At 61.5% G+C, this 9040-nt stretch carries 5 protein-coding genes; all 5 read left to right on the forward strand.

Going from position 1 to position 9040, the window contains the following annotated elements; all coding sequences use genetic code 11:
• Nucleotides 1–144 precede the first annotated feature (144 nt).
• The 5 genes from ptsP to AC19YX_RS34520 all read left to right on the forward strand — a co-directional run bounded on the left by ptsP (nucleotide 145) and on the right by AC19YX_RS34520 (nucleotide 8728).
• Complete coding sequence (gene ptsP / locus AC19YX_RS34500; RefSeq protein WP_500607991.1) at nucleotides 145–3006, forward strand: phosphoenolpyruvate--protein phosphotransferase; 2862 nt, start codon at nucleotides 145–147, stop codon at nucleotides 3004–3006.
• Nucleotides 3006–3947: a 1-phosphofructokinase gene (pfkB, locus tag AC19YX_RS34505; protein ID WP_500607992.1), complete on the forward strand. Its 942-nt coding sequence runs from the start codon at nucleotides 3006–3008 to the stop codon at nucleotides 3945–3947. The genes ptsP and pfkB overlap by 1 nt, the downstream gene beginning before the upstream one ends.
• A gap of 11 nt (nucleotides 3948–3958) precedes the next feature.
• Nucleotides 3959–5710 carry a PTS fructose-like transporter subunit IIB gene (locus tag AC19YX_RS34510; protein WP_500607993.1) on the forward strand — a complete coding sequence of 584 codons (1752 nt, stop codon included), beginning with the start codon at nucleotides 3959–3961 and terminating at the stop codon, nucleotides 5708–5710.
• Nucleotides 5711–6535: 825 nt separating this feature from the next.
• Nucleotides 6536–6916, forward strand: a complete 381-nt coding sequence (locus AC19YX_RS34515) for a DUF6124 family protein (protein ID WP_500607994.1) — start codon at nucleotides 6536–6538, stop codon at nucleotides 6914–6916.
• Nucleotides 6917–7312: 396 nt separating this feature from the next.
• Entirely contained in the window at nucleotides 7313–8728 is a 1416-nt protein-coding gene (locus AC19YX_RS34520) for a hypothetical protein (RefSeq protein ID WP_500607995.1), read from the forward strand.
• Nucleotides 8729–9040 lie beyond the last annotated feature (312 nt).

Genomic DNA, 9040 nt, shown 5'->3' on the forward strand with positions numbered 1-9040 from the left:
CAGCAAGCGTATTTTCTAGGCTTGAAGAAACGGCTGGAGGGCCTGCCAAGCACCCTCGGCCGTTTGCGACAGCAAACACGCCTAAGCTTTGATTCATTCAAAACAATACCTAGCGCTGCCCCCCTGCGCTAAATAGGAGAAAGCATGCTCGAGCTCACCATAGAGCAGATATCCATGGGCCAATCGGCTGTGGATAAGTCCGCGGCGCTGCAGCTGCTCGCCGACAAACTGGTTGCCGACGGCCTGGTGGCCGAGGGTTACCTCGCCGGCCTCAACGCGCGCGAGGCCCAGGGCTCGACCTTTCTCGGCCAGGGTATTGCCATCCCCCACGGCACGCCGCAGACCCGCGACCAGGTGTTTGCCACCGGCGTGCGCCTGCTGCAATTCCCCGAGGGCGTGGACTGGGGCGATGGCCAGATCGTCTACTTGGCGATCGGCATTGCCGCCAAATCCGATGAGCACCTGCGCCTGCTGCAACTGCTGACCCGGGCCCTGGGCGAGACCGACCTGGGCCAGGCCCTGCGTCGTGCCAGCTCGGCCGAAGCCCTGCTGAAACTGCTGCAGGGCGCGCCACAAGAGCTGGCGCTGGATGCACAGATGATCGGCCTGGGCGTGGCCGCAGAAGATTTTGAAGAACTGGTCTGGCGTGGCGCACGCCTGTTGCGTCAGGCGGACTGCGTGAGTAACGGCTTTGCCGCGGTGTTGCAGCAAGTCGAGGCGCTGCCCCTGGGCGATGGCCTGTGGTGGCTGCACAGCGAGCAGACGGTCAAGCGCCCGGGGCTGGCCTTCGTCACCCCGGACAAACCCATCCGCTACCTCGGTCAACCGCTGAGCGGGCTGTTCTGCCTGGCCAGCCTCGGTGAGGCGCACCAGGCGCTGCTCGAACGCCTGTGCGCGCTGCTGATCGAAGGCCGGGGCCACGAACTGGGGCGCGCCACCAGCAGCCGCGCGGTATTGGAAGTGCTCGGCGGCGAACTGCCGGCCGACTGGCCCAGCGCCCGAATTGCCCTGGCCAACGCCCACGGCCTGCATGCACGCCCGGCCAAGGTCCTGGCGCAACTGGCCAAGAGCTTCGAGGGCGAGATCCGCATCCGCATCCTCGACAGCCAGGGTGCCTCGGTGTCGATGAAAAGCCTGAGTAAGCTGCTCAGTCTCGGTGCCCGGCGCGGCCAGGTCCTGGAACTGATCGCCGAGCCGACCATCGCCGCCGATGCCTTGCCGGCGTTGCTGGCGGCCATTGAGCAGGGCCTGGGCGAAGAGGTCGAGCCACTGCCGGCGGTCAGCGAAACTCCGGCCGCCGCGGAAGAAATCGAGGCGCCCCTCAGCGCCCCGGCTTCCGGCAGCCTGATCCAGGCGATTGCTGCCGCCCCGGGGATCGCCATCGGCCCGGCACATATTCAGGTGCAACAGGCCATCGATTACCCGCTGCGCGGCGAGTCCACCGCCACCGAGCGCCAGCGCCTGCAACAGGCACTGGCGCAGGTGCGCGGCGATATCGAAGGGCTGATCCAGCGCAGCCAGGCCAAGGCCATTCGCGAGATTTTCATCACCCACCAGGAGATGCTCGACGACCCGGAACTGACCGATGAAGTCGACACCCGCCTCAAGCAGGGTGAAAGCGCCGAAGCCGCCTGGATGGCCGTGATCGAAGCTGCCGCCCGCCAGCAGGAGTCGTTGCAGGACGCCCTGCTCGCCGAGCGCGCTGCCGATCTGCGGGACATTGGCCGCCGCGTGCTGGCCCAACTGTGCGGCATCGAGACCCCGGCCGAGCCGGAGCAACCCTACATTCTGGTGATGGACGAAGTCGGACCGTCGGACGTGGCGCGCCTCGACCCGGCGCGGGTGGCCGGGATCCTCACGGCCCGGGGCGGTGCCACCGCCCACAGCGCCATCGTTGCCCGGGCCCTGGGCATTCCGGCCCTGGTCGGGGCGGGCGCGGCGGTGTTGCTGATCAAGCCTGGCACGCCGCTGCTGCTCGACGGCCAACGCGGGCGGCTGCATGTGGATGCCGACAGCAGCACCCTGCAACGGGCCGGCGAAGAGCGCGACAGCCGCGAGCAACGGCTCAAGGCCGCCGCCGAACAACGCCATCAACTGGCTCACACCACCGACGGCCATCACGTTGAGGTGTTCGCCAATATCGGTGAAAGCGCCGGCGTCGCCAGCGCCGTGGAAAACGGCGCCGAAGGCATCGGCCTGCTGCGCACCGAACTGATTTTCATGGCCCACCCGCAAGCGCCGGATGAAGCCACCCAGGAAGCCGAATACCGCCGCGTCCTCGACGGCCTGGCCGGGCGCCCGCTGGTGGTGCGGACCCTGGACGTGGGCGGCGACAAACCGCTGCCTTACTGGCCGATCGCCAAGGAAGAAAACCCCTTCCTCGGCGTGCGCGGCATTCGCCTGACCCTGCAACGCCCGCAAATCATGGAAGCCCAGCTGCGCGCCCTGCTGCGCTCAGCCGACAACCGCCCGCTGCGGATCATGTTCCCCATGGTCGGCAGCGTCGACGAATGGCGCCAGGCCCGGGACATGACCGAGCGCCTGCGCCTGGAAATCCCGGTCGCCGACCTGCAACTGGGGATCATGATCGAAGTGCCCTCCGCCGCCTTGCTGGCGCCGGTCCTGGCCAAGGAAGTGGACTTCTTCAGCGTCGGCACCAACGACCTGACCCAGTACACCCTGGCCATCGACCGTGGCCATCCGACCCTGTCGGCCCAGGCCGATGGCCTGCACCCGGCGGTGCTGCAACTGATCGACATCACCGTGCGCGCCGCCCATGCCCATGGCAAATGGGTTGGGGTCTGCGGCGAACTGGCGGCCGATCCGCTGGCGGTGCCGGTGCTGGTCGGGCTCGGGGTGGATGAACTCAGCGTCTCCGGGCGCAGCATTGCCGAGGTCAAGGCGCGCATTCGCGAGTTGAGCCTGAGCCGGGTCCAGGTCCTGGCGCAGGAGGCCCTGGCCGTCGGTAGCGCGGATGACGTGCGCGCCCTCGTGGAGGCCCTGTAATGGCCAAGATCCTGACCCTGACCCTGAACCCGGCGCTGGACCTCACCGTGCAACTGGCGCGTCTGGAACCGGGGACCGTCAACCGCAGCCAGGCCATGTACACCCATGCCGCCGGCAAGGGCGTGAACGTCGCCCAGGTGCTGGCGGACCTTGGTCACCAACTGACCGTCAGCGGCTTTCTCGGCGCCGACAACCCGCAAGCCTTCGAAGCACTGTTTGCCCAGCGGGGATTTGTCGACGCCTTTATCCGCGTGCCGGGGCAGACCCGCAGCAACATCAAGCTGGCCGAAAGTGACGGCCGTGTGACCGACGTCAACGGCCCGGGACCGGAGGTCGACGAGGCGGCGCAACACGCGTTGCTGGAGCGCCTGGAACAGATCGCCCCGGGCCATGACGCGGTGGTCGTTGCCGGCAGCCTGCCCCGTGGCGTCAGCCCACAGTGGTTGCAGGCGCTGCTGGTACGGCTCAAGGACCTGGGCTTGAAAGTCGCCCTGGACACCAGCGGCGACGCCCTGCGCGCCGGCCTGGCGGCAGGCCCCTGGTTGATCAAGCCGAACACTGAGGAATTGACCGAGGCCCTGCTCAGCCCGGTGCTGTCGGTGGCTGAACAGGCGGCTGCGGCCCAACGCCTGCATGCCCAGGGCGTGGAGCACGTGGTGATCTCCCACGGCGCCGACGGGGTCAATTGGTTCAGCTCGGCCCCGGCGTTGCAGGCCGTGCCGCCCAAGGTCAGCGTCGCCAGCACTGTGGGCGCCGGCGACTCGCTGCTGGCGGGTGTGCTGCATGGCCTGCTCAGCGGCGATAGCGCCGAACAGACACTGCGCCGCGCCACGGCGATCGCCGCCATGGCGGTCTCGCAAATCGGTTTTGGTATCAGCGATGCGGCGCAACTGGCGCAGCTCGAACAGGGCGTGCGCGTGCGCCCCCTGACAGAACAATAAGAGGGTTGGACATGAAGTTAGCCATTGTTACTGCCTGCCCCAACGGCATGGTTACCAGTGTGCTGTGCGCCCGGCTGCTCGACGCTGCGGCGCAGCGCCAGGGCTGGAGCACCAGCGTCGAAGTGCACGACGAGGCGCACCCGGAACGCCAACTCTCGGCGGCCACCCTGGAAGCGGCCGAGTGGGTGCTGGTGGTCAGCACCGGGCCGCTGGATATGGCGCGTTTTGTCGGCAAGCGGGTTTACCGCAGCACACCGTCCCAGGCCTTGCAGGATGTGGACGCGGTGCTGCGCCGTGGCGCCGCAGAGGCCCAGCTGTACAGCGAGGCCGCGGCCAGCGTCGAGCCGGTTGCGACAGTGGCCGCCAGCGCACCGCGCATCGTTGCGGTCACCGCCTGCCCGACCGGGGTCGCCCACACCTTTATGGCGGCTGAAGCCTTGCAACAGGCGGCCAAACGCCTGGGTTACGAGTTGCAGGTTGAAACCCAGGGTTCGGTCGGCGCTCGTACTCCGTTGAGCGCCGAGGCCATCGCCCAGGCCGACGTGGTGCTGTTGGCGGCGGATATCGAAGTCGCCACCGAACGCTTTGCCGGCAAGAAAATCTACCGCTGCGGCACCGGCATTGCCCTCAAGCAAGCGGAGGCCACGCTTAACAAAGCCTTGGCCGAAGGCCAGGTGGAATCGGCCGCAGGCGGTGCCCAGACGCCGGCTCGGCAAGAGAAGACCGGGGTCTACAAGCACCTGCTGACCGGGGTCTCGTTCATGCTGCCGATGGTGGTGGCGGGCGGCTTGATGATCGCCCTGTCCTTTGTCTTCGGCATTACCGCGTTCAAGGAGCCGGGCACCCTGGCGGCGGCCTTGATGCAGATCGGCGGCGAGACCGCCTTCAAACTGATGGTGCCGCTGCTGGCGGGTTACATCGCCTACTCGATTGCCGACCGTCCGGGCCTGGCGCCGGGGATGATCGGCGGCTTGCTGGCCAGTACCCTGGGCGCAGGTTTTATCGGCGGCATCGTCGCCGGTTTCCTCGCCGGCTATGCGGCCAAGGCCCTCAGCCAATACGTGCGTCTGCCCCAGAGTCTGGAAGCGCTGAAGCCGATCCTGATCATCCCGTTGTTCGCCAGCCTGTTTACCGGCCTGGTGATGATTTACGTGGTGGGCAAACCGGTGGCGGGCATGCTCTCGGCCCTGACCCAGTTCCTCGACAGCATGGGCACCACCAACGCCATCCTGCTGGGCGTGGTGCTGGGGGCGATGATGTGCGTCGACCTTGGCGGGCCGATCAACAAGGCGGCCTACGCTTTTTCGGTGGGGCTGCTGGCGTCCCAGAGTTATGCGCCGATGGCAGCGGCGATGGCCGCGGGCATGGTGCCGCCGATTGGCCTGGGGATCGCGACCTTTATTGCGCGGCGCAAGTTTGCGCAAAGCGAGCGTGAGGCGGGCAAGGCGGCGTTTGTGTTGGGGTTGTGCTTTATCTCCGAGGGGGCGATTCCGTTTGCAGCCAAGGACCCGTTGCGGGTGATTCCGGCGAGTATTGCCGGGGGCGCGTTGACGGGGGCGTTGTCGATGTATTTTGGCTGCAAGCTGATGGCGCCCCATGGGGGGTTGTTTGTGATGCTGATTCCGAATGCGATTAATCATGCGTTGTTGTATTTGCTGGCGATTGTGGCGGGGAGTTTGGTTACGGCGGTGGTGTATGCGGTGGTGAAGCGGCCCGATGTTGGGGAGTTGGCTTTGGCGCCGGCGGGGGGCGGGGCGGCCTGATAGCCGGCCCCGTTCTTTGGGGGGTAGGGGGGCATATACGTTGCTGCGGTAACGGCGGCTTAGGGTTTCGCCCTTACGGCGAGTCCCTTTTGTCAAACGCCCGGAATGCCGGCCCAGCCAAAAGGAACCAAAAAGTCTCGCCCCGAGCGTACGGCCCTCGCTGCGCTCGGGTTCCCTCATTCCGGCGTCCCTCAGGGGGCATCGCTACTAGCGATGTCCTCGACTACGTCGAGGGGCGCTACGCGCCAATCCCCTGATGAACACCTCCACTCGGCCTGCCGAAGGGGCGGGTAGATCAAAATCGGGCTGCCGCCAGCTGGCGCTGGGCGGGCATGCATTCCCCCATGCATCGAATACATATCAGACCACCCCATCGTTCCCTGTAGCCGCTGCCGCAGGCCCGAGCCTGGTGGCAGCGGATACAGGGTTCTATTTGTTTCTAGCGGCGAGGGGGGAGGCGGGCAGGTCGTGGGGTTTTGTGGTGTAAGTGCAGCCTTGGTTAACCCTAAAAGAAGGGCATTTCTCTTTCTTTTGTAAGGGGTTTCCGAGAGACTCTCTTTCGCTTGCGGCTGGGTACTTAGCTCACTAGGCTCGGTTCGTCACTGAATGTTCAGTGATCGGGTTTAGCAGCTCGATAAGTCTCAGACGTATAAGCGCTATCTCTTCCTTGGCCGGATTTCATTCTGGCCAGCTTGTTATGGCGGCTGTACGTGGGGCACCTTCGGGTGCGCCGGGTTCCTGAGCCCTGGTCTGCTAACCCGCGTCCAGCCGCCACCTTTCGTTTAGCAGCGGTGGGTGAAGGCTCTATTGCTCGGGAGCTACACCATGAAAAAGATCGTCCCCGATCCGCCTGTTACTCGCCCTTTCTCACGCCGAAATCCGGAACATGACCGGGCTAATGAAAGAGTGCGCCATGCCCTGGCCAATACCGGCGTAAACGGCTCGTTGATCTCAACTCTGCAACCCACCGCGGCCGGCCCAGCAGGCCCCGATAACCCCTTCAGCGTGCGCCCCGGTATCAGTGCCGAAGAAGCGTTGATCCATGTGTCCATGCTGCTCAAGTCTGCCGAGGAGGTGTCGGATGAAATCACCGAACACGCCAGCGGCATCGAGCGCGGCCTGATCTGGTCCCTAGTGCATTCAGTGGAAATGGCCCGTGGCGTGGTGGATGCCTTGCTTGATGGCAATCGCCACTCTCCAGGTTGATGTAAAGAGTACCGACTGTGGCGAGGTGCTCGCACAGGCAGCCCGCTTGTTGTGGCGAGGGAGCTTGCTCCCGCTGGCGCGCATAGCGCGACCATGGCCAACCGCCACAGCCTGTCAGACACCCCTCGCGCTCAGAGAGGGATTACCGCCGTTGCGCTGTCGAGTAGGGCAAGCCCCCCTCGCCAGCGCCACGGCTTAATTTTTAAGCCCCCTTTAATGATGGGAACCACGATGATAGTCAGTCCGGAGAGGCTCAGCTGGAAATGGATACTGGGCTGCTGAGAGTTTCTATTTTTGCTCAGCCAGTCATGAAAAAATTGCGGACACGCAAAGAGCAGCTATAACTCTCTGTCGGGACAACATGGATTATGACTTGTAGTTATAGGGAGATTGTAAGTGGGGAGGAAGATTTTTTTTGTACTCGTATTCCTGCTTTCCGGTTTGACGGACTTGCCTGCTTGGGCAACCACTAATGCTGAAGCATATAGCGACTGTCTTGGTTATCAAAAGTCATTCGTAATATTGTTTGGCCCCGGCCAGCAGTGTGTGCTTGGTGTAAACCCATACAGCACAGTTGGCGCGTATTCTTATGGATACTATACGCCCTGGTACGGCACATTCTACTCAAGAACAATTGATCAATACGCGGGAGTTGTACCTGACGACCTGACAAAGGCTGGAGGGGAAAGCTCTATTTGCGGAGTTGAGAATGTATTCGTTACAGATCCTATTAACCCCTTGAATGGTAATGAGTATTTTGTTGACTCTGATTATGAGGGTGGCCGAGGTCTGAGCTTTAGGCGCTATTACAACAGCATGGTCGGATCGTGGGCGTATAGTTACTCGAGAAATCTATTTATAAATACTTCACGAATAAAGCTAACCTTGGATGATGGAGGTAGTATTGATTTTAACCTAGTAGGAGGTGCGTGGGTGGGGCCAAAGGGGGGCGGTAGTTTGACTGCGGCCAATGGTGGATGGATGTTTGTAAGTAATCAAAACGAGTCTAGCTATTTTAATAGTGCCGGACAATTAACAAAAATTTCTACCCCCTATAATGAGGTGTCTCTTACCTATTCCTCCTATTACAGTACTGTAACTGTTACCAGCTCTTTAGGTGATACCGCAACCTTGACCACTGATACGACGAATGGATACGTTGCCTTGAAGTCTGCTGTGTTTCCCGGTGTGATCTTTACATATCAGACCGACGTGAATGCATTCTTTACAGGGGTAACAAAGACTCGGGGCACGAATGTGTTCAATAAGACTTATCTTTACGAGAAGCCAGGAAAGCCAAGGCTGTTGACAGGTGTGGTCGACGAGAGGGGAGTCCGTTATACCACCTGGGATTACGATGATCAGGGGCGCGCTATTTTCAACGAGACCGCAGGGATAGGTGCGGTTTCGGTTTCCTATAGTCATGATGGTTCTTCGGTGGTTACCAATGAACTTGGAAAAAAAACTACTTATAGAACGGTAGCGTATGACGGCGTAAGGCGTGTGTTGTCAGTGAATGGGGAACCGTCACCTAACTGTCCTGCAAGTAACTCAAGTTATACATATGGCCCTGAAGGTCAGGTATCGACAAAAACAGATGCGCTCGGGGTTGTTACTTACTTCACCTATAATGATCGAGGTCTTGAGGCCACTCGAGTAGAGGCGGATGGTACCTTGTTAGCCAGAAAAGTAACTACTGATTGGGATGCTTTCCTTCCGTTGCCTACCAAAATTGTCGAGCTTGGTCGAACAGTTGTTTATACCTATGACAACAAAGGGCGAATATTAAGTAGGCAGGTTAAGGCAAACTAAACTAAGTGACTACAAGGGATTTAGTTATGTCGTCATCTATGTTTCGGCTTAGTCTTTTAGTGGCAGTGCTGCCAAGCATATTCACAAGCCTGCAAGTGTCTGCTGAAAGCTCCATCAATTACACCTATACAGCCCTAGGACAAATCTCCAGTATCGATGGTCCGCGCACGGATGTTTCCGACGTTACTATTAACCTGGCAAATAAATAGGGCATATTAGATAATCTGTCTCCATGAAAATAGATGCCCGTAAACTCAGCCCCCAAGAACAACGTGAAAAGCGCTCCACGGCCCTACGCATGCGTGAGCAGGG

The organism is Pseudomonas sp. MF09150 (genome assembly GCF_059862355.1).

Excerpts from the sequence above, each read along its gene's own strand:
- ptsP (WP_500607991.1), top strand. The coding sequence starts at position 145 with ATGCTCGAGCTCACCATAGAGCAGATATCCATGGGCCAATCGGCTGTG.
- pfkB (WP_500607992.1), top strand. The coding sequence starts at position 3,006 with ATGGCCAAGATCCTGACCCTGACCCTGAACCCGGCGCTGGACCTCACC.
- AC19YX_RS34510 (WP_500607993.1), top strand. The coding sequence starts at position 3,959 with ATGAAGTTAGCCATTGTTACTGCCTGCCCCAACGGCATGGTTACCAGT.
- AC19YX_RS34515 (WP_500607994.1), top strand. The coding sequence starts at position 6,536 with ATGAAAAAGATCGTCCCCGATCCGCCTGTTACTCGCCCTTTCTCACGC.